We start from the raw sequence: 24,477 nt of genomic DNA on the forward strand, positions 1-24,477 counted from the left end.
TATGTACCAATACACCGCTTTCGACACCGAGTTCGTCAAGCAACGCGCAGCGCAGTTCCGTGACCAGCTCAACCGCTGGCAGGCGGGCAAGCTGAGCGAAGACGACTTTCGCCCGCTGCGCCTGCAAAACGGTTGGTATGTGCAACGCTACGCCCCGATGCTGCGCGTGGCCGTGCCCTACGGCGAAATCGCCAGCCGCCAGCTGCGCGTGCTGGCACAGATTGCCCGCGAATACGACGAGCCCGAAGCGGCGGTCTTCAAGGCCGCCATGGAAGGCCAGGGCAAGCTGGGCACCACCTTTTTGCCTAAGAACTGCGCCCACTTCACCACCCGCACCAACGTGCAGTTCAACTGGATTCCGCTGTCGAAAAGTGCGGACGTGATGGACCTGCTGGCCAGTGTGAACTTGCACGGCATTCAGACCAGCGGCAACTGCATCCGCAACACCACCACCGACGCCCTGGCAGGCATCGCTGTGGACGAGATCGTGGACCCCCGCCCCTATGCCGAGCTGATCCGCCAGTGGTCCACGCTGCACCCCGAGTTCGCATTTTTGCCCCGCAAGTTCAAAATCGCGATCACCGGCGCCAAGGAAGACCGCGCTGCCACCGGCTGGCACGACGTGGGCCTGCACTTGGTCAAGAACGATGCGGGTGAGATTGGCTTCAAGGTGTTTGTGGGCGGCGGCATGGGCCGCACGCCGGTGATTGGCACCGTGATTCGCGAGTTCCTGCCCTGGAACCAGATCATGAATTACATCGAGGCCATCGTGCGCGTGTACAACGAGCATGGCCGCCGCGACAACAAGTACAAGGCCCGCATCAAGATTCTGGTGAAGTCTGAAGGCCAGCAGTACATCGACGATGTGGAAGCCGAATACCGCCAGATTCTGGAGATCGACGGCGGCCCCCACACCATCCCGCAGGCCGAGTTCGACCGCGTGGCCGCCTGCTTTGTGGCACCAAAGTTGGCTGACATTGCCGACGTGGCGCCCGAAGCCCTGCAAGCACAGCTGGACGCCCAGGCCGCAGAACACGTGATGTTTGGCCGCTGGCTGCAGCGCAATGTGCACCCGCACCAGAACCCGCAGCTGCGCGCCGTGACGCTGTCATTCAAGCGCCCCGGCCAGTCGCCCGGCGACGCCACCAGCGACCAGCTCATCGCCCTGGCCGATCTGGTGGACAAGTATTCCGCCGGTGAAGCCCGCGTGACCCACGACCAGAACGTGCTGCTGCCCTGGGTGCACGCCAGCCGCCTGTTCGCGCTGTGGCAAGAAGCCAAAGCCCTGGGCCTGGCCAGCGCCAACGTGCAACTGCTGACCGACATGATCGCCTGCCCCGGCGGCGACTTCTGCGCGCTGGCTAACGCCCGCTCGCTGCCGATTGCCGAGGCCATCACCCAGCGCTATCAAGACCTGGACGAGCTGGACGACATTGGCGAGATCGACCTGCACATCAGCGGCTGCATCAACAGCTGCGGGCACCACCACAGCGGCCATATTGGCATCCTGGGTGTCGATAAAGACGGCAAGGAGTGGTACCAGGTGACGCTGGGCGGCTCCGACGGCTCCGACCTGTCGGGCGCTGCCGTGGCCGGCAAGGTGATTGGCCCCTCGTTCTCGGCCGCCGAAGTGCCGGACGTGATCGAGGCCGTGCTGAACACCTACCGCGACCTGCGCGAAAGCGGCGAGACCTTCCAGAACACCGTGCGCCGCACCGGCCTCGACCCGTTCAAGGAAGCTGCCAAGCAGGCCCGCCACAAGGAAGCCGAGACTGCCGCCGCCTGAACGGCAGCGCCTTGCAAGCCACCAAGACATGACGATGCTGAAACTACTCTCTGCCCAAGACCACCAGCCGCCCGCCGAGGGCGACACCCGCACCGTGGCCCTGCCCAACGATGCCGACGCCATGGCCCTCACGCTCGACGGCGTGGAACGTGTAGACCTGCACTTCCCCCACTTCACCGATGGCCGTGCGTTCAGCCAGGCCTTCCTGCTGCGCCGCCGCCGTGGCTTTACAGGCGAGATCCGCGCCACCGGCGATGTGCTGATCGACCAGCTGGTGCAGATGCAGCGCACGGGCTTTTCCAGCGCTGTGCTGCGCGAAGGCGTGGACGCTGCCGATGCGCAGCGCCAGTTCGAACGCTTCCCCGGCTTCTACCAGGCCGACGCCGTGAACCCCCAACCCCTGTTTGCCGCCAAGGTCGCCTGACAGGCGCACCGCCCACGCGCCCGCAGCACCGCAACACGAGCCCCTCACCATGAGCAAAATCGATCTCGAACGCATCAATGCCGAACTCGGCCACAACGCCCAGGGCCTCGTGCAATGGGCCCTGGGCCTGGGCAAGACCAGCATCGTCACCACCAACTTCCGGCCTTTTGAAGCCGTGATCCTGCACATGGTCACGCAGGTGAACCCCAAGGTGCCCGTGGTGTGGATGGACAACGGCTACAACACCGAAGCCACCTACCGCTTTGCCGACGAGGTGACCAAGCAGCTGAGCCTGAACCTGAAAATCTACCTGCCCCTGCGCTCGCGCGCCCACCGCGAAGCCGTGGAAGGCCCCACGCCCGCGCTGGACGACCCACGCCACGCCGCATTCACCGCTGAAGTGAAGCTGGAGCCCTTTGCCCGCGCCCTGCGCGAGACCGCGCCCGAGGTCTGGTTCACCGCCCTGCGTGCCACCGACACCGCCGTGCGCGCACAGATGGACCCCGTGAGCATCAACCCCGACGGGCTCATCAAAGTGGCGCCGCTGCTGCACTGGTCGTCCAAAGACCTGCACGAATACTGCGTGAAGCACGGCCTGCCCAACAACTTCGACTACGTGGACCCGACCAAGGGCGAAGACAACCGCGAATGCGGCCTGCATCTGGCCCACTGAACCCGGACACCCCCATGAACGCCCGCACCGACTCAGCGCTGCTTGAGAAAACCAACGATATGAGCTACCACCTCAACAACTCGCACCTCGACGCCCTGGAAGAAGAAACCATCTTCATCCTGCGCGAAGTCGCCGCCGCCTTTGAGCGCCCCGCCCTGCTGTTCTCGGGCGGCAAGGATTCGCTGGTCATGCTCAAGTGCGCCGAGAAGGCCTTCGGCGCGGGCCGCATTCCCTACCCGCTCTTGATGATCGACACGGGCCACAACTTCCCTGAAGTGACGGACTTCCGCGACTTCCGCGCCAAGGAACTGGGCGCCGAACTCATCGTGCGCAGCGTGGAGGATTCGATGGCGCGCGGCACCGTGCGCCTGGCGCACCCTGGCGAATCGCGCAACGTGCACCAGTCCGTCACGCTGCTCGAAGCGATTGAGGAATTCCGCTTTGACGCGCTGATTGGCGGCGCCCGCCGCGATGAAGAAAAGGCCCGCGCCAAGGAGCGCATCTTCAGCCACCGCGACAGCTTCGGCCAATGGCAGCCCAAGGCCCAGCGCCCTGAGCTGTGGACGCTGTTCAACACCCGCCTGCAGCCCGGCGAGCACTTCCGCGTGTTCCCCATCAGCAACTGGACCGAGCTGGACGTGTGGCAGTACATCGACCGCGAGCAGATCGGCCTGCCCAGCATCTACTACACGCACAAGCGCCAGGTGGTGGACAAGAAGGGCCTGCTGATGCCCGTGACCGAGCTGACCCCCGCGCGCGAAGGCGACGTGGTGGAAACGCGCGACGTGCGCTTCCGCACCGTGGGCGACATCACCTGCACCGCACCGGTGGAGAGCACCGCCGCCACCCCGGCCGAGATCGTCATCGAGACCCTGGCCGCCGACGTGAGCGAGCGCGGCGCCACGCGCATGGACGATAAGACGAGCGACGCGTCGATGGAAAAGCGCAAGAAGGACGGTTATTTCTGATGACAAACACTACTAATTCAATAGCTGCTAGCGCTTATCCAGAAAGCGCTGAAGCCCCAAATGACCATATCTCCGCCCTCAAGTTCATCACCTGCGGCAGCGTGGATGACGGCAAGAGCACGCTGATCGGCCGCCTCCTGGTAGACAGCAAGGCCGTGTTGCAAGACCACCTGGCCGGCGTGCAGCGCCAGGGCGAAACTGACCTGGCCCTGCTGACCGACGGCCTCAGTGCCGAGCGCGAGCAAGGCATCACCATCGACGTGGCCTACCGCTACTTCGCCACCGAAGAGCGCAAGTTCATCATCGGCGACGCACCCGGCCACGAGCAGTACACCCGCAACATGGTCACGGCCGCGAGCAGCGCCGACGCCGCCGTGGTGCTGGTCGATGCGACCAAGCTCGACTGGAAGAACGCCGACCTCGCCTTGCTGCCGCAAACCCGCCGCCACAGCCTGCTGGTGCACCTGCTGCGCGTGCATTCGCTGGTGTTTGCCGTGAACAAGCTCGACGCGGTGGAAGACCCCGCGCTGGCCTGGAAGCACATCCAGGGCGCGCTGCAGTCCTTTGCGCAGGCGGCAGGCATCACCGTGCGCGCCACGGTGCCGGTGTCCGCCCTCAAGGGCTGGAATGTGGTCGATGCCCATGCGGGCTGGTGCGGCTACAACGGCCCCACCCTGCTGCAAGTGCTGGAAGAGTTGCCCAACACCCCCGCCGACACGGCGCTGGCACCCGCCTTCCCGGTGCAGTGGGTAGAAAAGTTCTCGTCCTCATCCGACACCAGCCAGGGCCGCCGCGTGTTCTGGGGCCGGGTGGCCGCAGGCAGCTTTGCGCCCGGCACGGCAGTGCAGATCTTCCCCAGCGGCCAGCTGGCCACGGTGGCCCAGGTACTGGACCACGCCCGCCGCCCCAAGGACGTGCCCGCAGGCACCAGCGCCGGCATCATCCTCGACCGCGAGGTGGACGTCTCGCGCGGCGACTGGATTCTGGCCGCGCCCACAGCAGCCGCGGCCCCTGCTGCTGACGACGACTTTGGCGACACGCCCGCAGCCACCCCGGCTTGGCCTGCCAGCCGCGAGCTGCGTACCACCATCGCCTGGATGGACGACGAGCCGCTGGTCGCGGGCCGCGTGTACTGGGCGCTGCATGGCCACCGCTGGGTCAAGGCCAAAGTCAAGGCTGTGGTGCACAAGCTCAACATCAACACGCTGGCCGAAGAAGCCGCCACGCAGCTCGACCCCAACGCCATCGGCCATGTGGAACTGCTGCTGCAAGAGGCCATTCCCGCTGCGCCGTTCACCCAGGCCCGCGTGCTGGGCTCGCTGATCCTGGTGGACACCGCCAGCCACAAGACCGCTGGCGCGGTGCTGGTGAACTGACCCAGCGCAACAAAAAATGCCCTGAGTCCCCCTTGCGGGCTCAGGGGCCCTCTCAACCCGCGCGGTGAAAGCCTTAAAATCGCGGGTTTTCACCGACCGACCCACACACCCTCTGCCATGACCCACGTCGTTTCCGAAAACTGCATCAAGTGCAAGTACACCGATTGTGTGGACGTGTGCCCCGTGGACTGCTTCCGCGAAGGCCCGAACATGCTCGTCATCGACCCTGACGAGTGCATCGACTGCGCCGTGTGCATTCCCGAGTGCCCTGCCAACGCCATCTTTGCCGAAGAAGACCTGCCGGCCGACCAGATCGCCTTCATCAAGATCAACGCCGAACTGGCCTTTGCCGATGGTTGGAAGAGCATCACCAAGCGCAAGCCCGCATTGCCCGACGCCGACGAGTGGAACGGCAAGCCCGGCAAGATCGCCGACCTGATCAAGTAATGCCCGCTGGCGCTGCCCGCCGCTGCACCGCCCCTTGCCAGAGCATGGCAATGGCGCAGCGGCATGACTCGGCAGTGCCATCTTCCAGCGGGTTCCAGCATCCTCTGCCCCGCCCATGATTCAAGAAACCGATGCCGTCGTCATCGGTGCAGGCCCGGTGGGCCTGTTCCAGGTGTTCCAGCTGGGCCTGCAAGGCTTGTCAGCCCACATCATTGACGCGCTGCCCTACGCGGGCGGCCAATGCGTGGAGCTGTATGGCGACAAGCCCATCTACGACATTCCCGGCGTGCCCGTGTGCACCGGGCGCGAATTGGCTGCCCTGCTGCTGCAGCAAGTCGCCCCCTTCCAGCCCCGATGGCACCTGAACACGCAGGTGGCTGCTCTGCAATCGCAGGCAGATACCGGGCGCTTTCAAGTCACCACCACACAAGGCGCTACCTTGAGTGCCCGCGCAGTGTTCATCGCAGCGGGCGTGGGCGCGTTCGTGCCCAAGGCCCTCAAGCTGGAAGGCATCGACCGGTTTGTGGGGACCCAACTGCATTACACACGGCTCCCCGCCACGGCATCGCTCAAAGACCAGCGGCTGGTGGTGCACGGCGGCGACGATGCCGCCGTGGCCTGCGCATTAGAAGCCGCAACTGCCGGGCAAGCCGTCAGCGTGACGTTGCTGTACCGGCGCGATGTCTTCAACGCCACGCCCGAAGTGCTGGCCCAGTTGCAGGCCCTGCGCAATGCCGGCCGCATCCAGGTGGTCGTGGGTCAACCCACCGGCATGGACAGCGCCGGCGAGCGGCTGACCGCGCTGCACATCACCACCCCGCAAGACACCACCCTACCGCTGCCACTGGATGTGCTGGTGGTAGCGCTTGGGGTGTCACCCAAGCTAGGTCCGATTGCCGACTGGGGCCTGGCGATGGAGCGCAAACAACTGGTGGTAGACACCGCCACCTTCGCCACCAGCGTGCCCGGCATCTACGCGGTGGGAGACATCAACACCTACCCAGGCAAGCGCAAGCTGATCGTCTGCGGCTTTCACGAAGCTACGCTGGCCGCCTTTGCTGCGGCGGAAGCGCTCAGCGGCAAGCCTGTGGCGCTGCAATACACCACCAGCAGTACGCGTCTGCATCAGTTGCTGGGGGTGGGGTCAGCCGGGACTGTGAACGGCTGAAGACGGTCAGAAACGGTTGGTTGTCGTTTAGGCGTCGGCAAGCGCAAGTTGTGCAAGCAACCTCTTACGGGCCGAGACATTCTCTGGGGGGCCCGATATCCAAGACTCGAAGTGACCATTGCCCGGTGAAGGGTGGGCTGCATAGACCCAGAGTGCGTCACCCGCACGAAACGCCGCCTCATTGACTTGGGTGTAGTTCGAGTACAAGCGACCGAAGATTGTTCGGGTCTTCTTGATGTAGGCGTCAGCGGTACCGAGCAAAACGACCCGCTTCACACTGGGCGGCAGAGTCTTGAGATGAGTGGCTACGCAACGCTCGATGATTGCCAGTGTGTCAGCGTCGGTAAAGGCAGAAGGTATGACGTCTCCGCTTGTTTTGCACTCTCCGTTCTTCATCTTGCAGAAGCTACAACGAACTAGCGATGCGACGCCGAAATCCCGCTCGTGGGCAGTCATGAGATGATCGATCGACCTGTCGTTAGGCATCAGCCCAAGCGTGACCAAGACTGCCTGCAGACGATGGCGTGCCCCTGCAAACGCAATTCTGTCGAAGTGCCCGGCCTCAGCCGCTCGATTCTGGTTTGCCCCCTTGGAGAATCCCAGGATAAGTGTGCTCGGTGTCGCACTTCCGTAGTAGCCGGGGTTGTTATGGAGACGCCATTCACCGAGTGAGAGAGTTGCTGCGTGGCCGTCGAAACACAGGCGGCATTGCTGCGGGCCATGAGCGTAAAGGGTTGACAAGGAAGTTTCTCCGCGGATGCGAGTAAGGGTGATGTTCTGACGCCTAACGAATCTTAGACATATCCCGCAAGATGGAGAATGCTAACGGAGGCAGTCGACAGATAAACAAAGCCGCGTAACACCTCCACAGTCATTTCAAATCAAAACCTGTACAGCATCAAGCTGGGGCCTTGAACAGGTTTCACAAAAAAGTAAGCTCAACTGCTATTGATTGCTATCTATCGGCAGAACAGTCCAGCGGCGAGTCGCCAGTATGAAGAGCAACCCCTGCTAGCACCGGACGAATCCTGGTCGGCTGATTACGGCTTGTGGACAAATGACTACATCGGGTAGAAGACGGCTGTCCAACCCTGCTCATAGCTGACGCCCAATTTCAGCTGGACTGATGCCCCCGCTTCGCAGCGCCCGCCCCGCTCAAACCACAAACCGCGTAGTCAACAAAATCACCACCGGCATCGTCACCAGCGCCAACATGGTGGACACCGCCACGCTGGCAGTGACCTCGTCCTGTGCCACTTCGTAGCGCTGAGCAAACAGGAACACGTTGGCCCCCACGGGCAGCGATGCGGCCACGATCATCACGGCGAGGGGCAGGCCAGACAGGCCCAGGGCCCAGGCCATGGCGGCGAGCAGCAGCGGGTGAACGATGCACTTGGCCACGGCGATGCGCAGCGCGCCCTTGAAATGGTGACCCACGCGGGTGAACACCAGCGTGACCCCCACCAGCAGCAGGGCCAACGGGCCCAGGGCCTGACCCAGCAACTGCAGGGGTTTGTCGACCACCGGGGGCAGTACCAGCCCGGTCTGCGCAAACAACAGGCCGGCCACGATGGGCAGTGGCACCGGGTGCAACACGCCATTGCGCACAGCGCCCAGCACAGTGCGCCACATGGGGGGTTGCGCAGCCTCTGACTGGCCTGCATGTTCACGCGCGGCGGCCAGTTCGAACACCACGGTGGCGGCAGTCAGCAAGATGAGCGAGTGCACTGAAATCAGGGTGAACAGGGTGACCAGCCCCGCGTCGCCAAACACCAGCCCGACCAGGGGCACACCAATCATCAGTGTGTTGCTGAACGTGTTGGCCAGGGCCCGCGCTGCCGCGAGACGGTTGAAGCCTTGCCAGGCCAGGGTGGCGAAATACAGCAGACCGAACGCGGCGAAGTAGATGCCCACCGGGCCGAAGTTCAGGTCTTCGATGTGCACGGTGCTCATGGTGCGAAACAGCAACGCGGGCGACAGCACCATGAAGACGAGGTTGGACAGGTCTTTCACCGCGCTGGCGCGGATCCATTCTTGGCGGCCCGCCAAAAAGCCGATGGCAATGAAAAGCACCACGGGAACCAGGGAAGCAATGACGGGAGAATTCAAGACAGCACGCCAGAAGAACAAAAGAACAAGGACGGGAACAACAGAGTCAGCGCAGAAACGCTATTAATTTAATAGCTGCTTCCGCTTTATAAATAAGCGCTAGGGCCGATTTTCATATCAAACTCGGCAGCAAGACCTGCAGCCCCCAGCCCGTCAACGCGGTGGCCACCACCACCGCCCAGGGTGGCACACGCCACCGCAGCAGCGCAGCCAGCGCCACCAGCGCAAGGGCCACATCCGCCGCGCTGTGCAGCGCACTGGTGGCCACCGGCTGGTACAGCGCGGCCAGCAGCAAGCCCACAACCGCTGCATTCACCCCGGCCAGCACACCCCGCGCCCAGGCCCGCTGGCGCAGCGGCGCCCACCAGGGCAACGCGCCCGCCACCAGCAAGAACGCCGGAAGAAAAATACCCAGAATGGCCAGCAGCGCCAAGCCCGCCCCGGCCCAGCCCGGCGCCATCGCAGCGCCTAAAAACGCAGCAAACGTGAACAACGGCCCCGGCACGGCCTGAGCTGCCCCATAGCCCGCCAAAAACGCGTCGGCAGATACCCAGCCGGGCTCCACCACGGCCGACTGCAGCAGGGGCAGCACCACATGGCCGCCGCCAAACACCAGCGCACCGGCGCGGTAAAACGCATCCACCACCGCGAGCGCAGAAGCTGTGCCGTCTGCGGCGGACGCCACGGCCACCGACCACGGCAGCACCACCAGCAAGGCGGCGAACACCGCCAACAGCACCAGCCCCCCGCGGCGCGAAAGAGGCACAGCCCAGGCGTCCGACGCGTCGGCCGTTGCACCTAGTGCGGCACCAGCCGGGGCCTGCTTGCGGCCCCAAACCCACCACCCCAGCACTCCCGCCCCCAGCATCACCGCCAATTGGCCCACCACACCCGGTTGCACCAAGGTAATGGCGCAGGCAGCCAGCATCAACGCTGCCCGCCCGGCCGTGGCGCACAGCCCACGGGCCATACCCCACACCGCCTGGGCCACCACGGCCACGGCCACCACCTTGAGGCCCTGCACCAGCCCTGCGGGCATGCCCAGCCCGCCTGCCGAAAACCCCAGGCCCAACAACGCCAGCGCCAAGGCAGATGGCAGCGTGAAACCCACCCAAGCCGCCAGCGCACCGCCCCAGCCACTACGCATCAGCCCCAGCGCCATCCCCACCTGGCTGCTGGCGGGGCCCGGCAAGAACTGGCACAGCGCCACCAGGTCTGCGTAGCTGTGCTCCGTGAGCCAACGGCGGCGCACCACGAATTCATCACGGAAGTAGCCCAGGTGGGCCACAGGCCCGCCAAACGAGGTCAACCCCAGGCGCAGGAACACCCAGAACACCTCCCGGGGAGTGGCAGGTGTAGCGGGGGATGTGGACGGACTTGGTGTGACAGACATGGCGCGTAAAACAAAAACCCACGCCCAGCGAAAGCCAGACGTGTTTGTGGAGTGCGGGGCGCTACTCTGCCACAGCGATATGGCTGAGTGACGAAAAGGCGCTCGCCAGGCGCACCTAGCCACCCTCGCTACTGACACAGGCAACCAAAAACAAAGCCTGCGGCGCTTTCGCATTGATCCCCCGAAAGGGGCAGTGCACGGGAAGATGCCTTCACTTCGATTGGTTACATGTTGTCGTACAACAACAATGACCATCGTTCGCCGCTCCACCGTACTGGCCGGCTTGCCCTGCTGGCCACGGCCAGCGCCTTTGCGCAGAACGCGGCCGAGTGGCCCAGCAAGACGGTGCGCATCATCGTGCCCTACCCGCCTGGCGGCAGTTCGGACATCATTGCGCGATCCATCAGCCAGGTGCTGTCGGAATCGCTCAAGCAAAGCGTGATCGTGGAAAACAAGGCAGGCGCCAACGGCAACCTGGGCGCCGACCTGGTGGCCAAGGCCGAGCCCGATGGCTACACCATGCTGCTGTGCGACGTGGGCGCATTGGCCATCAGCCCGTCGGTGTACACCAAACTGTCGTTCGACCCGTCCAAAGACCTGCGTGGCATGACCATGCTGGCCTACTCGCCCCACCTGCTGGTGGTGCACCCCTCGGTGCCGGTGAACAACCTCAAGGAGCTGGTCGCCTATTCCAAAAAGAATGACCTGAACTTTGCCGTCACGGCCACAGGCAGCGCACCGCACCTGGCAGGCGTGGCGCTGGAGCGCGCCAGTGGCGCACGCTGGCAGTACATCCCTTACAAGGGCGGTGTCACCGCCATTCAAGACACCGTGGCCGGGCAAACCCAGGTGCTGATGAACGGCATGCTGGCCACCCTGCCCCAAGTGCAAAACGGCAAGCTCAAGGTGCTGGGCGTCTCCAAATCCACGCGCATGCCGCTGATTGGCGACGTGCCCACCATTGCAGAGCAAGGTATCGCGGGCTATGAATCGGGCACCTGGCAAGGCGTGCTGGTGCCGCGTGGTACGCCTGAAGCCGTGGTGCAAAAGCTCAACAAGGCGCTCATCACCGCCATCCGCGCGCCCGAAATCCGCTCGCGCCTGGCGGGCCAGGGGGCCGAGGTGGTCACCATGACGCCCGCCGAGCAAGACCAGTTCTTTACCAAGGAACGGGCACGCTGGGCCAGCGTGGTCACGGCCGCCAAGATCAAGCTCGACTGACGCACGCAGCCTGCGCCGCGGCGCCAGGCTGCGGCACTGCACTGAACAAGAAGTGGCAAGGGTGCCGCATCCATCACAATGGAAAGCCTGCACGCCTTGCCACGGGCTGCTGACCAAACTCCCCTGGCGTGGTTACCCAGGGCTGCTTCGCTGAGTTGGGTGAGCGCTCAGACGGGCAAAGGCAATGAACTCTCACCTTTTTGCCCCATGACATCAAGCCCCCCTCTCACCCTGGACATGCCTGCACCCACCGCCGGCGAACTCAAAGTTGCCCGCATCGCCGCAGGCCTGAGCCAAGTGCAGGCGGCAGAACTGATGGGCTACCCCGTACAACAGGGCAGCCGGGGTGGCGTGCAGTCACGCACCTGGCAAGCCCTGGAAAGCGAAACCGACGAGCGCACCATGCAAGGCCCCGTCTTCGCCATGTTTTTGCTACTGGCGGGGCAGCACCCCACGCACGCGCTGGTCAACAAAACCTAGCCCACTGGGGCCCGAGCAAAGCACGGGCCCCGGGCACTATCAGAACGCTACCTTCACCCCGACGGTGATGTTGCGCCCCATCAGCGGCGCAGCGGTCTTGATGAACGAGGTGTGGGCGTAGGCCAAGCGGTCGGTCAGGTTGGTGCCCTTCACGTACAACTGCCAGGGCGAGCCGTTGGCAAGCTTGCCGTTGTAGGCAGCGCCCAGGTTCAGCATGCCGTAGCCGGGGGTGGCAGTTTCAAACTCGGCCACGCGGCTTTGGCGGGCCACCTGCACCCATTCCACCTGGCCTTCCCAGGCGGCCCAGTTGGCGTCCAGCCGCAAGCCAGCGCGGGTGGCCGGGATGCGCGGCAGATTGCCGCCACCGTCAAGCTTGGCGCGCACGGTGTCGGCAAACAGCGTAAGCCCCAAGTGGCGCGTGAGGGCCTGGCGCACCTGGCCCTCAATGCCGGTGAAGGTGGCGTCGGCCTGGCTGTACTGCAGCAGTTGCAGGCCATCCAGCGCATCGATCGTGCGGCCGTAGATGTAGTTGTTGATCTTGTTGTGGAACACGCTCACGCCAAAGGTGGTGTCGCCACTGGTCTTCTTCAGGCTCACGTCGATGTTTTGCGAAGTCTCCGAACGCAGATCGGCATTGCCCCGCTCGTACGTGCTGGAGGCCATGTGCAGGCCCCGGGCGAACAGCTCTTCAGCCGACGGCGCACGGCTGGCGCGGCTGAACGAGGCGCCCACCTGGTAGCCCGGCATAAAGCGCCACACCGCGCCCAGCGATGCCGAGGTGCCGTTGTGGCTGCGCTCGATGCCGCTGGTCTGCGCTTCGGCCGTCTGGCGGTCGTGGCGCAGCGCGCCTTCAAAGCGCCAGTCGCCCAGACGGTATTCCTCCAGCACAAACACGCCCACCTTGCGGGTGACAGTGGGCTCAACGTAAGCCTCTTCCCCTTCGGCGCTGAACTTGCGCTGCGAGGTCTGCAAACCCACCGCGCCCTTGAACCCGGCAACGGGCTCGTGCTGCAGTTCTAGGCGGGTGTCATAGGCCTTGTTCTTGAAAGTGGTGCTGACGGCACCGTCTTCGACCTCGTCGTGCGCATAGTCGGTCACGCCCGCGCGCAGGCGCAGGGCCGAGAAGCCTGCGAACGGGTTGCGCAGCTCGCCGCGCACGTCAAAGCGTTCGCTGCGCAGATCCACCACGGGCACATCGCCATGGTCGTGATCTTCATGGTCGTGGCCATCGTCTTCGCCCGCATGGGCGCCGCAGTGCAGATGATTGCCGTGGGTGTGGCAGCCTTCAAAGCTGTGGTTGTGCCCCGGCAGGCCGTACTTGGCCGTCTGGCGCGTGTAGGCCGCGCCCAGGTAGCCGCGCTCACCCACCCACGACAGCCCCACGCTGCCCGTGTCGGTGCGGTTGAAGCTGCCCGGCACCTTGCGGGTGGCCTCGCCCTCAGGCGCCCAGCCCTTGCCCACGCGGTAGTCGCCCGCGTCGCGCGCCACGCCCTCCACATGCACCGCCAGGTTGCCTGCGCCTCCAGTCAGCGACAAGGCGCCCGCCCCCTCACGGGCGCCTGTGTTGGCGCGCAACTCGGCGCTGCCTTCGTACCCTTTTTGTGGAATGGCCGTGGGCACCTTGCCGTCCAGTACATTGACCACGCCACCCACTGCACCGTTGCCGTACACCAGGGCTGAGGGGCCACGCAGCACTTCGATCTGCGTGGCGAGCATGGGCTCGGACACCACGGCGTGGTCGGGGCTGATGGTGGAGGCATCGTGCAGCTCGGCACCGTCGCTGAGCACGCGCACGCGCGGGCCGTCCATGCCGCGAATGATGGGGCGGCTGGCCCCGGCGCCAAAGTGGCTGCTGGTGATGCCGGGCTCGCTGCTGAGCGTCTCGCCCAGCGTGGCCTCGCGACGGCGCACCAGTTCGTCACCTTCAAGCACTGTGACGGGCGTGGTCATGTCGCTCGCGCCCAGTTGCAGGCCGCTGGCAGAGACGGTGACGGAAGGCAGGCTGGCTTCGGCGGCAGCAACGGGCGCGGCGGCCTGGGTCTGGGCCAGCGCCGAGCCCCCTGCAGCCAGCAAAGCAACGGCCAGGGCCACGGGGCGCAGGGCAAGGCGGCGTGAGGCCAATGTGGAATGAGTCATGAGGAACCTTGGAAATCAAAAAAAATCAGACGCGAACAGGGCAGCAACCGCAGTGCGCGGCGTGCAGCGTGCAACAGCCCACTCGGGCACAGACCCGCCTGCCCTGCAACGATGAAGAAAAAGCACGCTAGCGCCCGCCAATCAAGCGCCAGCAGCTATCAAATCAGGAGTAACAAGCACACTGCCCACCAGCCCATGGCACAGCACAGGCTTGGCGTGGGGCCAAGAACACACAGGGCCCACCAGGGGCTGAGCCCCCGGCAGCAAAAGCGGTGGGGGTTAGCGCAGTGGGTCAGGCCCGCAAGGCTGCGGGCGGTGCGCGGGCCTGGAACAGCGCCCGGTGCAGCTCCCACCCGCGCTGCAACAAGCCCATCGGGACGTGGTGGGTGCCGGGGACGGCAGGTAACCCCGGCGCAGAGGCCAACAGGCCATCGGCCAGGGCCAACTGATCCAGCAGCAGGCAATCCAGCCCGCTGGTGTGGGCGGGCAGCAGGGCTGCGATCAGCCCGGCTGCGGCTGGCGCAGCCTGCGCACTGGCATGGGGGTGCGCTGCATCAGCGGCATGGCCCGTATGCGCAAACCCCTGGATGGGCACCGCGCGGTGGTCGCCAGAATGCAGCGCCTGGTGCACCCGGCCCAGGGTGGGCACCCATGCCAGGGCCAGCAGCAGGCAGGCCAGCCAAGCCACCTGCCATGCGCGCGCACCGGCACCCGGGCGCGCGGCGGTGCACACACGCTGGTGGGGCCGTGGCAAAGGCAGGCGCATGGCAGATGAAAGGCGAAGAGATTTCAGCAGCAAAAACAGGGCAAAGGGGCGCAGCAGCAGCCCGTTACTTCACAGGCACTGCCTCTACCAGCCGGTAGAACAGGCCGTAGGGGTCGTTGGGCAGCACGTTGAACTTGCCTTCGACCACCACGGGTTCCAGCGAATAGCGCACGGGGGTCTTGGCTTTGACTTCGACCATGCTCTCAGGCCCGCCGGGAATGCAGAACGAGCAGGTCAAGGGCACCGAGGTGAGCAAAAAGTGCTTCTGTGTGGGTTTGGCATCCATGGGCACCATGAAGCCCTGGATGCGCTGCACCGTCTGGTGCATGCCTTGCTGCTGCGCGTTGAACACAGGCAGCACGGCGTTGGCCGTGGTTTTCTTGGTCAGGTCCGTCAGCACCGACCAGGGCACCACATCGCTTCGCACGGGCAGCGGCGCAATGGGGCTGTTGGGGCTGTGGTAACCGGCCCCGCTGCCCGCCACCGCTGGCTGCCCGTGGGTGCCAGGCGGCAGGGGTGAACTGAGCGCCGGAGTGCCTGCCGCGCCTGATGCCTGCGCCTGCACGCTGGCCGCCCCTGCCCCACCCACCACCACAGCACAGGCCAGCACAACGGCACGCCAGCGCGCTGCCCCAAGGCTAGGCGCGTGGCTGGTGGCATAGGGGCAGGACAGCAGGCGGGGCATGGGCAGACTCTTCTTTCAATCAGCGAAAAAATCAGGCGACAGCGAGGCGCAGGCGTGAGGGACGCGCATCAATGCGCGTGCTTCATGCCGCAGTATTTTCCGATGGCCAGGTTTTTGCAGGCCGCCTGCAGCTCTTTCATGCACACGGCTTCGCCCTTGCCGCCTTCCAGGCACTTGGCAGCGGCTTCATGGGCGGCGGCCATGGCGCGGTGGCGCTCGATGTCTTCCTTGGTCTGCTTGTCAGAGTGGGCCTGTGCCAGGGCGGCAGCGCTGGCCAGCAGCAAGGGGGCAACGCACAGGGCGGTCCAAAGTTTTTTCATGGTGATTCCTTTCAGGTGAGATCAACGAACAACAAAACAAACACGGCACCTCGCGCGGCATCAGGGCTGCACCAGCAGGTCGGCCACATCGGTGCGATAGGCCTGCATGGCCGGCAGCAGCGCTGCCAGTGCAGCCACCAGGCCCGCCAGCAGCGGCACACCGGCCTCTTGCGGCAACCACACGGCACCCGTCACGGGCAACAGCCCCTGCGCCTGCAGCGCCCAGCCCAGGGCATGCGCCAGGCCGTGGCCCAGCAGCAGGCCCAGGGCGCAGGCCAGGGCCGCCAGCCACAGCGCTTCGCACAGCACCAGCCCGGCCACGCGGCCCGGCGGCGCGCCCAGCATGCGCAGCATGGCCAGGTCAAAGCGGCGCTCGCGCACGGCATTCCACAGCGCGATGAACACACTGAGCGCCGCCACGGCCAGCAGCACGCCGCCAAAGGCGCGCAGCACATCCGCACCAACGCCCAGCAGACGCAGCAGGCGGGTCACTTCAATGGCCGGTGCGGCGGCCTGCATCGAGGTGTTGGCGTTGATGGCACGCGGCAACGACACAGCCGCCAGCGGCGTGCGGTAGCGCACCAGGGCCACGGTAACCTCGCGCTCTTGCTTCAGGATTTCCAGGTCTTCGGGGTCATCGGCCGTGACGGCTTCGTGCACCTGCCAGACCGATTCAGTGCTGGTAAGGATGAGCCGGTCGAGCACACAGCCGCAGGGTGCCAGCACGCCGCTGACGCGGTAGGGGTGGTCGCCATGGGCGTGCCCACCCCCGCCCAGCCCATGGCTGCCGATGAAGGTGGCCCCCACGAGGGGCTTGCCGGCATGGTCGGGCTTGACGATGCCGCGCGCTGCGCTGGCGCCCAGCACAGCGTCCATGGGCTGCTGCCACAGCGCGCCTTCGGCCAGGGTGGCGCGGTAGTGCGCCACGTAATCGGGCGTGGTGCCCACGATGCGATAGCCCTGGTAGCTGTCGCCCAGGCTCAGCGGTACCACCTGGGCCACCAGCGGGTTTTGCTTTAGCGCCTGCACCTCTTGCAGGGGGATGTTGCCCGTAGGCACATCAATGTGGAACACCCCCGCCAGGATGAGCTGCAGCGGGCTGCCCTTGGCCCCCACCACCAGGTCAATGCCTTCCAGGTCACGCTCAAAGGCCCGGTCGAGCTGGTTGGACACCAACAGCACCAGCGTGATGGCGGCCAAGCCCAGGGTGAGCAGCAGCAGGTTGAGCGCAGCCGCCAGCGGCCGCGACCACAGGTAGCGCCATGCCAGTGCGGCTGTTTTTGCTATATTTTTCATAGCTATCACCGCTTATCCAGCAAGCGCCGGGTGCCAATTTCGTTTAAATCATGGCCCAGTGCGGCAGCAGTGGTGCCCGCATTCAGGTCCAGCCGCTGCAGGCGCGGCACGCCAGCCAGCGCCTGCACCACACGCTGGTCGTGGGTGGCAATCACCAGGCTGGCGCCGCAGGCGGCAGCGCTGCTTTGCAGCAGGGACAGGGCATCGGCAGCAGCCTCATCGTCCAAGCTGGCCGTGGGCTCGTCGGCCAGCAGCAGCTCGGGCCGCAACAGCACCGCGCGGGCCAGGGCCACGCGCTGCGCCTGCCCGCCCGAGAGCTGGTGCGGCTTGCGCCCGGCCAGTTCAGCCACGCCCACCTGGGCCAAAGCCTGGGTTATGGCGGCATCGTCGCCCGGGCGGCCTGCGGCAAAGTAGGCCAGGGCCAGGTTGTCGGCCACCGTGAGGGCGCTGCTCAAATGCAGCTTTTGCGGCAAAAAGCCAATGCAGCGCGCACGCCAGGCGTCCAGCTCGGCCCCGCGCTGGGTGCCCAACTGGATGCCGGCCACAAACAGATCACCGCCCGTGGCCGCCCGGAGCCCCGCCACCAGCGCCAGCCAGGTGGATTTGCCGGTGCCCGATCGCCCCTGCAGCAGCAAGGTGCCGCCCTGCGGCAGATCGACATCGGCAAATGACAGCTGCGGCCCCGCGCCATAGCGGTAGGCCAGGCCCCGGGTGCGGATCATGCGGAGGCCCCTGTGCTGGGGTGGGCGCAACCCGCGCAACGGCCACGCACCGCAATGTCTACCGCCAGCCCCTCGTGCCCGGCCGAGGCCAGCGCCTGCAGCACTTCTTGCAGGGCCGCCTGCACCGGTGCGGCGCTTTGCGACAGGCGAAACTGCTGGTGGCAGTCGTCGCACTCAAAGCGAGGGGCCGCGCCCTCTTCCCCCTGCGGTGCCAACGCATAGCGCATCACACGCGCGGCATCGACCTGCTTGTGCAGCAGGCCTGCTGCGGCAAAACGGTCAAGCATGCGGTACACCGTGACGCGATTGACCGGGGCGCCCGCAGCGGCCAGGGCGGCTTCCACCTCGGCCTCTGACAAGGCGGCGTGGGGGCGCTCGTGGTACAGCCGCTCCAGCGCCCGGGTGGCCCGGGTGGCGCGCATGCCCGGCGGCAACGCCCAGGCCAGGGGCTGGTCACTAGAGGGGGAGGCTGTCGAAGACATGGTGGATTGCAGCGCCGGATTGAACGGCATCTAACGCAAATGGGTTGCATTATGCACACCCCCAGTCACCACAAGCCCCTTTGCGCGCGGCACATACCACTACCCACGGCAGGACATGAGCCTCGGCAACCGGTTGTTCTGCGCTCCGTGAGCGCAAAAACCAGCCAGGCCTCAGTCTTTCAGATAGCGCGCAAACGTCTTGCGGAATTTCTCCACCTTGGGGCCCACCACAAATGCGCAGTAACCGGCGTGAGGGTGGTTCGCAAAGTAATCCTGGTGATAGGCCTCGGCCGTGCTGTAGTTCGAAAGTGGCGCCACTTCGGTGGTGATGGGGGCGCTGAACACTTTGTCTTGCGACATCTGGCGGATCATGGCGTTGGCCACTTCGCCATGCTCGGGCCGGTCGTAGTAGATGCCGCTGCGGTACTGCGTGCCCACATCGTTGCCCTGGCGGTTCAGGGTGGTCGGGTCGTGGGTGTGGAAGAAGATTTCCAGGATCTCCTCCAGGCTGATTTCGTCAGCATCAAACGTCAGGCGCACGACCTCGGCATGGCCTGTGTCGCCCTGGCAGATTTGCTCGTAAGTGGGATTGACGGTGTGGCCATTGGTGTAGCCACTTTCCACGTCGGTAATGCCGCGCACACGGTCAAACACCGCCTCGGTGCACCAGAAGCAGCCGCCGCCCAAAGTGATGGTTTGCAAGTTCATGGATATTGATTCCTTTGCGGCCCATTATTCCGCGCGACCATAACCCTTGGGGCGAGTGCAATTGACCTGCGCCCCACGACAACGCTGGTTCGCAGGGCAGCACTGCTTGCCCTAGCGCATTGACTGCCGGAGGTCTGGTTGCTACATTACTAACCAGTCAGTCAGTAACAATGTCACACAACACACCCCACACTCCCTTGACCAACGAAGCGGCCCCCAAGCGCAGCCGGCGCAAAGAAGCGCGCCCCGGCGAATTGCTGGAAGCGGCGTTGGACCTGTTCGTGGAAAAAGGCTTTGCCGCCACGCGGGTTGACGATGTGGCGGCGCGTGCGGGGGTCTCCAAGGGCACGCTGTTTCTGTACTTTCCCAGCAAGGAAGAGCTGTTCAAGGCCGTGGTGCGCGAAAACATCGTCGGCCGCTTTGCCGAGTGGAACACAGAGCTGGAGACCTTTGTCGGCACCACCAGCGAGGTGCTGGCGTACTGCTACCAGGTGTGGTGGGAGCGCATTGGCGCCACCAAGGCTTCCGGCATCACCAAGCTGATGTTCAGCGAGGCGCAGAACTTCCCGGAGATTGCGCAGTTCTACCAGCAAGAGGTGATCCTGCCCGGCCGGTCTCTCATCCGGCGCATCCTGCAGCGCGGTATGGAGCGCGGAGAGTTTCGCCAAATGGATCTGGAATACGGCACCTACATTGTGCTGGCGCCCATGATGTTCCTCATGCTGTGGAACAACTCCATGGGCCCCTGCGCGCTGCCCGACGAAAACTTTTCGCCCGAACAGTACATCCGCTCGCAGATCGACAACATCCTCCACGGCCTGTGCGTTCGCCCTGCCGCTGGTGCAACACCCCCACCCTCTCAAAACCCATGAAACGCTGGATCACCTGGACGGCCCTCGGCCTGGTTGTTGTGCTGCTGGGCTGGGGCGTGTGGCGCACGCTGGCCGCACGGCAAGTGGAAAAACAGGCGCTGGCTGAAGCCACTTTGCCCCGCGAACAAGCGCCGCTGCAACTGGCTGAAGGCGAGATGATCACGGTGCAGCAACGCAGTCTGGAGCTGGGCGTTCCCATCTCGGGCGCGCTGCGCGCTGTGGATTCGGCCATGATCAAGGCGCGGGTGGCGGGAGAGATTCAAAGCCTCACGCTGCGCGAGGGCGACAGCGTGCGCGCTGGCCAGGTGGTGGCACGCATTGACCCCACCGAAGCCCAGGCACGCCTGCGCCAGGCCCAGCAGCAGGCCGATGCTGCCAAGGCGCAGGTAGACATCAACCAGCGCCAGCTGGACAACAACAAAGCCCTGGTAGACCAGGGCTTTATCTCTGTCACCGCACTCGTCAATTCGCAAGCCAGCCTGCAAGCGGCGCAAGCCACCTACCAGGCAGCCCGCGCTGCCGCTGACGTGGCGCGCAAGGCGCTGGACGACACGGTGCTGCGCAGCCCCATTTCTGGGCAGGTGGCGCAGCGCCTGGCGCAACCGGGCGAACGTGTGGGGGTTGATGGGCGTGTGCTGGAGGTGGTAGACCCCAGCCGTCTGGAGCTGGAAGCCTTGCTCAGCACCGCAGATTCGCTGCCCGTGCGCGTCGGCCAGAAGGCGCGGCTTCAGCTGGAAGGATCCAGCCAGGACGTGACCGCCACCGTGGCTCGCATCAACCCCAGTGCCCAGGGCGGCAGCCGCACGGTGCCGGTGTACCTGCGCGTGGATACCGAATCAGCATCGCAGTTGCGCCAGGGGATGTTTGTGCAGGGCTTGCTGAGCACCGGCCAAACGCAGGTGCTGGCAGTGGAGCTGGACGCCGTGCGCACGGACAAGCCCCGCCCCTATGTGCAGGCCGTTCAGAATGGCCGCATCGCACATCTGCCCGTCACCCCAGGCATGCGCGCCGTGGTGCAGGGGCAGACGCTGGTGGCCGTTGAAGGCGTGCCCGCAGGCACCGCGGTGGTGGCGGGGCGGCTGGGAACATTGCGCGAAGGCACGGCAGTGGCTGCAATGACTGCACAGACGGCGGCACCAGCAGCCCCCGCCTCCGCGGCCTCTGGCACAGCGCAATAAGCACAGGCGCCAGGTATGTGGTTCACCCAAGTCAGCCTGAAGAACCCCGTGTTTGCCACGATGGTGATGCTTGCCATCGTGGTGCTGGGCCTGTTTTCTTACCAACGCCTCAAGGTCGATCAGTTTCCCAACATCGACTTCCCGGTGGTGGTCGTGACGGTGGACTACCCCGGCGCCTCCCCCGAGATTGTCGAGAGCGAAGTCACCAAGAAGATTGAAGAAGGCGTCAACTCCATCGCAGGCATCAACGCCCTTACCTCGCGCAGCTACGAGGGTACGGCGGTCGTGATCATCGAGTTCCAGCTGCACATCGATGGACGCAAGGCCGCCGAAGATGTGCGCGAGAAAGTGGCTACCGTGCGCCCCAACCTGCGCACCGAGGTGAAAGAGCCCCGGGTTCTGCGCTTTGACCCAGCCAGCCGCCCCGTGTGGTCCCTCGCCGTACTGCCCGATGACCAAGCCGGTGCAAACGCCAATACGGCAGCGCCTTCCGCTGTGGAGCTGACGACCTGGGCCGAGCAGGTGCTGAAAAAACGCCTGGAAAACGTGCGCGGTGTGGGCGCGGTGAACCTGGTGGGCGCCACCAAGCGCGAAATCAACATCTACCTGAACCCACAGGCGCTGGAGACCTACGGCGTCACGCCCGAGCAGGTGGTTTCTGCCGTGCGCAACGAAAACCAGGACCTGCCCGTGGGCGCCATCCGCTCGCTGGCCCAGGAACGCGTGGTGCAGATCGACGCCCGCATGCAGCGCCCCGAAGACTTTGGCCGCATCATCGTGGCCCGCAAGGGTGCTGCGTCGGCAGGCCAGGCGGGGCCCAGTGCGCCCATCCGCCTCGACCAGGTGGCGCGGGTGAACGATGGCGCGCAGGAGGTGGAAAGCCTCGCCCTCTACAACGGACAGCGCACCCTGCTGCTGTCGGTGCAGAAGGCCCAGGGCGACAACACCATCGAGGTGGTGGATGGACTGAACGCTGCCGTGGTGGACATCCGCAAGCTGCTGCCACCAGGCGTGCGGCTGGAGGTGATCAGCGACAGCTCCCGCCCCATCCGCGTGGCGGTGACGAATGTGCGCCAAACCTTGATCGAAGGCGCCGTGCTCACGGTGCTCATCGTGTTCCTGTTCCTGAACTCCTGGCGCTCCACGGTGATCACGGGGCTGACGCTGCCGATTGCGTTGATCGGCACCTTCCTGTTCATGAACATGTTTGGCTTCACCATCAACATGATCACGCTGATGGCGCTGAGCCTGTGTGTGGGCCTGCTGATCGACGATGCCATCGTGGTGCGCGAAAACATCGTGCGACATGTGCAGATGGGCAAAGGCGCTTACGCGGCAGCCATGGACGGCACACAGGAAATTGGCCTGGCGGTGCTGGCCACCACCCTGTCCATCGTGGCAGTGTTCATGCCGATTGGCTTCATGGGCGGCATCATTGGCAAGTTCTTCCACGAGTTCGGCATCACCATCGTGGCCGCGGTGATGATCTCGATGTTCGTGAGCTTCACGCTCGACCCCATGCTCTCCAGCGTCTGGCACGACCCGAGCATCCACGCTCATGGCCAGCGCACCGAGCCTGTCACCTTCTACGACAAGACCATTGGCCGGGTCACCGCATGGTTTGACCGCGCGACCGATGCATTGGCCGAGGGCTACCAGCGCATTCTGCGCTGGTCGCTGGTACACAAGCTGGCCACGCTGTTCATTGCGCTGGGCATCTTCGTGTTGAGCATTTTCATGGTGCCGCTGCTGGGCACCGAGTTCGTGCCCAAAGCCGACTTTTCCGAGACCACCGTCAATTTCTACACCCCCGTGGGCTCCTCGCTGGAGGCCACCGAGGCCAAAGCCAAGCAGGTGGAAGGCATCTTGCGCGAGCTGCCGGAAGTGCGCTACACGCTGGCCACCATCAACACTGGCTCGACCCAAGGCAAGATGTACGCCAGCATCTACGTGCGCCTGGTAGACCGCAAGGACCGCAGCCGCAGTGTGGACGCGATGTCCACCGTGCTGCGCGAACGCCTGCAGCGCGTGCCCGGCATTACCGTCACCCATGTGGGGCTGCTGGACCCGGTGGGCGGGCAAAAGCAGATTGAGTTCTCGCTGCAGGGGCCAGACCTTCGCGAACTGGAACGCCTGACGGCCGAGGTGAGCGAAAAAATCCGCCACATCCCCGGCCTGGTGGACCTGGACAGCAGTGCCAAGCCCGACAAGCCCGTGATCGCGCTGGAGGTCAAGCGCGACGTGGCTTCGGACCTGGGCCTTTCCGTGGCGCAAATGGCCACGTCGCTGCGCACGCTGGTGGCAGGCACCACGGTGGGCAACTGGCGCGCGCCCGATGACCAGACTTACGACGTCAACGTGCGCCTGGCACCTGAGTCGCGCACCGCTCCGCAAAACCTGGAGCGCCTGCCCTTCGCCCTGAGCGCTGCCGATGGCACCACGCGGATCGTGCGGTTGAACCAGGTGGCCCAGGTGAGCGAATCCACCGGCGCCAACCAGATCAACCGGCGGGACCTGACGCGCGAGGTGGCCGTGAATGCCAACGTGGCACAACGCTCTGCCGGCGAGGTGTCGGCAGACATCCGCAAGGCGCTTGACAGCGTGGTCTTCCCCCCAGGCTACCGCTACCAGTTTGGTGGCTCCACCAAGAACATGGCCGAGTCGTTTGGCTACGCCATCTCGGCCCTGGTCATGGCCATCATCTTCATCTACATGATTCTGGCCAGCCAGTTCAAGAGCTTCTTGCAGCCACTCGCCCTCATGACCTCGCTGCCCCTCACGCTCATCGGGGTGGTGCTGGCGCTGCTCATGTTCCGCTCTACGCTGTCCATGTTCTCCATCATCGGCGTGGTGATGCTGATGGGCCTGGTCACCAAAAATGCCATCCTGCTGGTGGACTTCGCCATCCGCGCCCGCGAAGAGCATGTCAATGACGCAGGCCAGACCGTGCCCGGCCTGCCCCGCGCCGAGGCCCTGCTGCTGGCTGCACGCGTGCGACTGCGCCCCATCCTCATGACCACGCTGGCCATGATTTTCGGCATGGTGCCCCTGGCGTTTGCACTTTCCGAAGGGTCCGAGCAGCGCGCGCCCATGGGCCAGGCGGTGATTGGGGGCGTCATTACCTCCTCGCTGTTGACGCTGGTGGTGGTGCCCGTGGTGTATTGCTACATGGATGACCTGGCGCGCTGGGTCCTTGGCAAGATGGGACGCGGCCACAGCACCTCTGGGCCATCTAAAATTCGGGGTTTGTCCTGACCCGCACTCCCA

23 protein-coding genes are annotated in these 24,477 nt (G+C 65.0%); 12 read left to right on the forward strand and 11 right to left on the reverse strand.

Annotation, left to right across the window (positions count from 1 at the left end):
• The first annotated feature begins 1 nt into the window (after position 1).
• The 7 genes from PQV96_RS09890 (at position 2) to PQV96_RS09920 (ending at position 6,842) form a co-directional block, all read left to right on the forward strand.
• Positions 2 to 1,786: a nitrite/sulfite reductase gene (locus tag PQV96_RS09890; RefSeq protein ID WP_273625144.1), complete on the forward strand. Its 1,785-nt coding sequence runs from the start codon at positions 2 to 4 to the stop codon at positions 1,784 to 1,786.
• A 34-nt stretch (positions 1,787 to 1,820) separates the two neighbouring features.
• A complete protein-coding gene (locus PQV96_RS09895; protein ID WP_420482196.1) occupies positions 1,821 to 2,210 on the forward strand; it encodes a DUF934 domain-containing protein in 390 nt (129 codons plus the stop codon).
• Positions 2,211 to 2,259: 49 nt separating this feature from the next.
• Entirely contained in the window at positions 2,260 to 2,883 is a 624-nt protein-coding gene (locus PQV96_RS09900) for a phosphoadenosine phosphosulfate reductase domain-containing protein (protein WP_273625145.1), read from the forward strand.
• 14 nt (positions 2,884 to 2,897) lie between these two features.
• Positions 2,898 to 3,851 carry a sulfate adenylyltransferase subunit CysD gene (cysD, locus tag PQV96_RS09905; RefSeq protein WP_066690705.1) on the forward strand — a complete coding sequence of 318 codons (954 nt, stop codon included), beginning with the start codon at positions 2,898 to 2,900 and terminating at the stop codon, positions 3,849 to 3,851.
• Positions 3,851 to 5,227: a sulfate adenylyltransferase subunit 1 gene (locus PQV96_RS09910; RefSeq protein WP_273625147.1), complete on the forward strand. Its 1,377-nt coding sequence runs from the start codon at positions 3,851 to 3,853 to the stop codon at positions 5,225 to 5,227. The genes cysD and PQV96_RS09910 overlap by 1 nt, the downstream gene beginning before the upstream one ends.
• A gap of 117 nt (positions 5,228 to 5,344) precedes the next feature.
• Entirely contained in the window at positions 5,345 to 5,674 is a 330-nt protein-coding gene (gene fdxA, locus PQV96_RS09915) for a ferredoxin FdxA (protein ID WP_066784953.1), read from the forward strand.
• A gap of 115 nt (positions 5,675 to 5,789) precedes the next feature.
• On the forward strand, positions 5,790 to 6,842 hold the full coding sequence (locus tag PQV96_RS09920; protein ID WP_273625148.1) for an NAD(P)/FAD-dependent oxidoreductase: 1,053 nt from the start codon (positions 5,790 to 5,792) through the stop codon (positions 6,840 to 6,842).
• 27 nt (positions 6,843 to 6,869) lie between these two features.
• On the opposite strand, the gene PQV96_RS09925 is transcribed toward PQV96_RS09920, so the two are convergent.
• From PQV96_RS09925 to chrA, 3 genes are all read right to left on the reverse strand, one after another.
• The gene (locus PQV96_RS09925) at positions 6,870 to 7,583 is read right to left on the reverse strand and encodes a hypothetical protein (protein WP_207375005.1); all 714 of its coding nucleotides are present in this window, start codon (positions 7,581 to 7,583) and stop codon (positions 6,870 to 6,872) included.
• Between the two features lie 414 nt (positions 7,584 to 7,997).
• Positions 7,998 to 8,951, reverse strand: a complete 954-nt coding sequence (locus PQV96_RS09930; protein ID WP_207375004.1) for an AEC family transporter — start codon at positions 8,949 to 8,951, stop codon at positions 7,998 to 8,000.
• Positions 8,952 to 9,063: 112 nt separating this feature from the next.
• Complete coding sequence (gene chrA / locus PQV96_RS09935) at positions 9,064 to 10,344, reverse strand: chromate efflux transporter (protein ID WP_207375003.1); 1,281 nt, start codon at positions 10,342 to 10,344, stop codon at positions 9,064 to 9,066.
• Between the two features lie 228 nt (positions 10,345 to 10,572).
• On the opposite strand from chrA, the gene PQV96_RS09940 reads away from it, so the two are divergent.
• Together PQV96_RS09940 and PQV96_RS09945 are read left to right on the forward strand one after the other, a co-directional pair.
• The gene (locus tag PQV96_RS09940; RefSeq protein WP_273625149.1) at positions 10,573 to 11,565 is read left to right on the forward strand and encodes a Bug family tripartite tricarboxylate transporter substrate binding protein; all 993 of its coding nucleotides are present in this window, start codon (positions 10,573 to 10,575) and stop codon (positions 11,563 to 11,565) included.
• A gap of 207 nt (positions 11,566 to 11,772) precedes the next feature.
• On the forward strand, positions 11,773 to 12,045 hold the full coding sequence (locus PQV96_RS09945; RefSeq protein WP_273625150.1) for a helix-turn-helix domain-containing protein: 273 nt from the start codon (positions 11,773 to 11,775) through the stop codon (positions 12,043 to 12,045).
• Between the two features lie 39 nt (positions 12,046 to 12,084).
• On the opposite strand, the gene PQV96_RS09950 is transcribed toward PQV96_RS09945, so the two are convergent.
• From PQV96_RS09950 to msrA, 8 genes are all read right to left on the reverse strand, one after another.
• On the reverse strand, positions 12,085 to 14,181 hold the full coding sequence (locus tag PQV96_RS09950; RefSeq protein WP_207375000.1) for a TonB-dependent receptor domain-containing protein: 2,097 nt from the start codon (positions 14,179 to 14,181) through the stop codon (positions 12,085 to 12,087).
• A 292-nt stretch (positions 14,182 to 14,473) separates the two neighbouring features.
• Complete coding sequence (locus tag PQV96_RS09955) at positions 14,474 to 14,947, reverse strand: hypothetical protein (protein WP_207374999.1); 474 nt, start codon at positions 14,945 to 14,947, stop codon at positions 14,474 to 14,476.
• 64 nt (positions 14,948 to 15,011) lie between these two features.
• Positions 15,012 to 15,632: a DUF3299 domain-containing protein gene (locus PQV96_RS09960; protein WP_242638291.1), complete on the reverse strand. Its 621-nt coding sequence runs from the start codon at positions 15,630 to 15,632 to the stop codon at positions 15,012 to 15,014.
• A 68-nt stretch (positions 15,633 to 15,700) separates the two neighbouring features.
• Entirely contained in the window at positions 15,701 to 15,952 is a 252-nt protein-coding gene (locus PQV96_RS09965; RefSeq protein ID WP_044400623.1) for a hypothetical protein, read from the reverse strand.
• A gap of 60 nt (positions 15,953 to 16,012) precedes the next feature.
• A complete protein-coding gene (locus PQV96_RS09970) occupies positions 16,013 to 17,248 on the reverse strand; it encodes an FtsX-like permease family protein (RefSeq protein ID WP_207374998.1) in 1,236 nt (411 codons plus the stop codon).
• Between the two features lie 5 nt (positions 17,249 to 17,253).
• Positions 17,254 to 17,970 (reverse strand): ABC transporter ATP-binding protein, encoded by a 717-nt coding sequence (locus PQV96_RS09975; protein WP_273625151.1) that lies wholly within the window; start codon positions 17,968 to 17,970, stop codon positions 17,254 to 17,256.
• Complete coding sequence (locus tag PQV96_RS09980; protein WP_273625247.1) at positions 17,967 to 18,392, reverse strand: Fur family transcriptional regulator; 426 nt, start codon at positions 18,390 to 18,392, stop codon at positions 17,967 to 17,969. The genes PQV96_RS09975 and PQV96_RS09980 overlap by 4 nt, the downstream gene beginning before the upstream one ends.
• Before the next feature lie 231 nt (positions 18,393 to 18,623).
• Positions 18,624 to 19,160, reverse strand: a complete 537-nt coding sequence (gene msrA, locus PQV96_RS09985) for a peptide-methionine (S)-S-oxide reductase MsrA (RefSeq protein ID WP_273625152.1) — start codon at positions 19,158 to 19,160, stop codon at positions 18,624 to 18,626.
• Positions 19,161 to 19,330: 170 nt separating this feature from the next.
• Between msrA and PQV96_RS09990 the strand changes: the two genes are divergently transcribed.
• Genes PQV96_RS09990 through PQV96_RS10000 form a run of 3 tightly spaced genes read left to right on the forward strand, consistent with a single transcriptional unit; the run spans position 19,331 to position 24,465 of the window.
• Entirely contained in the window at positions 19,331 to 20,032 is a 702-nt protein-coding gene (locus PQV96_RS09990) for a TetR/AcrR family transcriptional regulator (RefSeq protein ID WP_420482197.1), read from the forward strand.
• Positions 20,029 to 21,210: an efflux RND transporter periplasmic adaptor subunit gene (locus PQV96_RS09995; protein ID WP_273625154.1), complete on the forward strand. Its 1,182-nt coding sequence runs from the start codon at positions 20,029 to 20,031 to the stop codon at positions 21,208 to 21,210. The genes PQV96_RS09990 and PQV96_RS09995 overlap by 4 nt, the downstream gene beginning before the upstream one ends.
• A 15-nt stretch (positions 21,211 to 21,225) precedes the next feature.
• Positions 21,226 to 24,465: an efflux RND transporter permease subunit gene (locus tag PQV96_RS10000; RefSeq protein WP_273625155.1), complete on the forward strand. Its 3,240-nt coding sequence runs from the start codon at positions 21,226 to 21,228 to the stop codon at positions 24,463 to 24,465.
• Positions 24,466 to 24,477 lie beyond the last annotated feature (12 nt).

Origin of the sequence: Acidovorax temperans (assembly GCF_028596105.1) — a bacterium.
GTDB lineage: Bacteria > Pseudomonadota > Gammaproteobacteria > Burkholderiales > Burkholderiaceae_C > Acidovorax > Acidovorax temperans.

Bases quoted from the DNA above. Each gene is read 5' to 3' on its own strand.
- cysD (WP_066690705.1), top strand. From the start codon at position 2,898: ATGAACGCCCGCACCGACTCAGCGCTGCTTGAGAAAACCAACGATATG.
- PQV96_RS09940 (WP_273625149.1), top strand. From the start codon at position 10,573: ATGTTGTCGTACAACAACAATGACCATCGTTCGCCGCTCCACCGTACT.
- PQV96_RS09990 (WP_420482197.1), top strand. From the start codon at position 19,331: ATGTCACACAACACACCCCACACTCCCTTGACCAACGAAGCGGCCCCC.
- PQV96_RS09895 (WP_420482196.1), top strand. From the start codon at position 1,821: ATGCTGAAACTACTCTCTGCCCAAGACCACCAGCCGCCCGCCGAGGGC.
- PQV96_RS09955 (WP_207374999.1), bottom strand. From the start codon at position 14,947: ATGCGCCTGCCTTTGCCACGGCCCCACCAGCGTGTGTGCACCGCCGCG.
- msrA (WP_273625152.1), bottom strand. From the start codon at position 19,160: ATGAACTTGCAAACCATCACTTTGGGCGGCGGCTGCTTCTGGTGCACC.
- PQV96_RS09970 (WP_207374998.1), bottom strand. From the start codon at position 17,248: ATGAAAAATATAGCAAAAACAGCCGCACTGGCATGGCGCTACCTGTGG.
- PQV96_RS09950 (WP_207375000.1), bottom strand. From the start codon at position 14,181: ATGACTCATTCCACATTGGCCTCACGCCGCCTTGCCCTGCGCCCCGTG.
- PQV96_RS10000 (WP_273625155.1), top strand. From the start codon at position 21,226: ATGTGGTTCACCCAAGTCAGCCTGAAGAACCCCGTGTTTGCCACGATG.
- PQV96_RS09890 (WP_273625144.1), top strand. From the start codon at position 2: ATGTACCAATACACCGCTTTCGACACCGAGTTCGTCAAGCAACGCGCA.
- PQV96_RS09900 (WP_273625145.1), top strand. From the start codon at position 2,260: ATGAGCAAAATCGATCTCGAACGCATCAATGCCGAACTCGGCCACAAC.
- PQV96_RS09995 (WP_273625154.1), top strand. From the start codon at position 20,029: ATGAAACGCTGGATCACCTGGACGGCCCTCGGCCTGGTTGTTGTGCTG.
- PQV96_RS09910 (WP_273625147.1), top strand. From the start codon at position 3,851: ATGACAAACACTACTAATTCAATAGCTGCTAGCGCTTATCCAGAAAGC.
- PQV96_RS09960 (WP_242638291.1), bottom strand. From the start codon at position 15,632: ATGCCCCGCCTGCTGTCCTGCCCCTATGCCACCAGCCACGCGCCTAGC.
- PQV96_RS09945 (WP_273625150.1), top strand. From the start codon at position 11,773: ATGACATCAAGCCCCCCTCTCACCCTGGACATGCCTGCACCCACCGCC.
- fdxA (WP_066784953.1), top strand. From the start codon at position 5,345: ATGACCCACGTCGTTTCCGAAAACTGCATCAAGTGCAAGTACACCGAT.
- PQV96_RS09980 (WP_273625247.1), bottom strand. From the start codon at position 18,392: ATGCGCGCCACCCGGGCCACCCGGGCGCTGGAGCGGCTGTACCACGAG.
- chrA (WP_207375003.1), bottom strand. From the start codon at position 10,344: ATGTCTGTCACACCAAGTCCGTCCACATCCCCCGCTACACCTGCCACT.
- PQV96_RS09965 (WP_044400623.1), bottom strand. From the start codon at position 15,952: ATGAAAAAACTTTGGACCGCCCTGTGCGTTGCCCCCTTGCTGCTGGCC.
- PQV96_RS09975 (WP_273625151.1), bottom strand. From the start codon at position 17,970: ATGATCCGCACCCGGGGCCTGGCCTACCGCTATGGCGCGGGGCCGCAG.
- PQV96_RS09920 (WP_273625148.1), top strand. From the start codon at position 5,790: ATGATTCAAGAAACCGATGCCGTCGTCATCGGTGCAGGCCCGGTGGGC.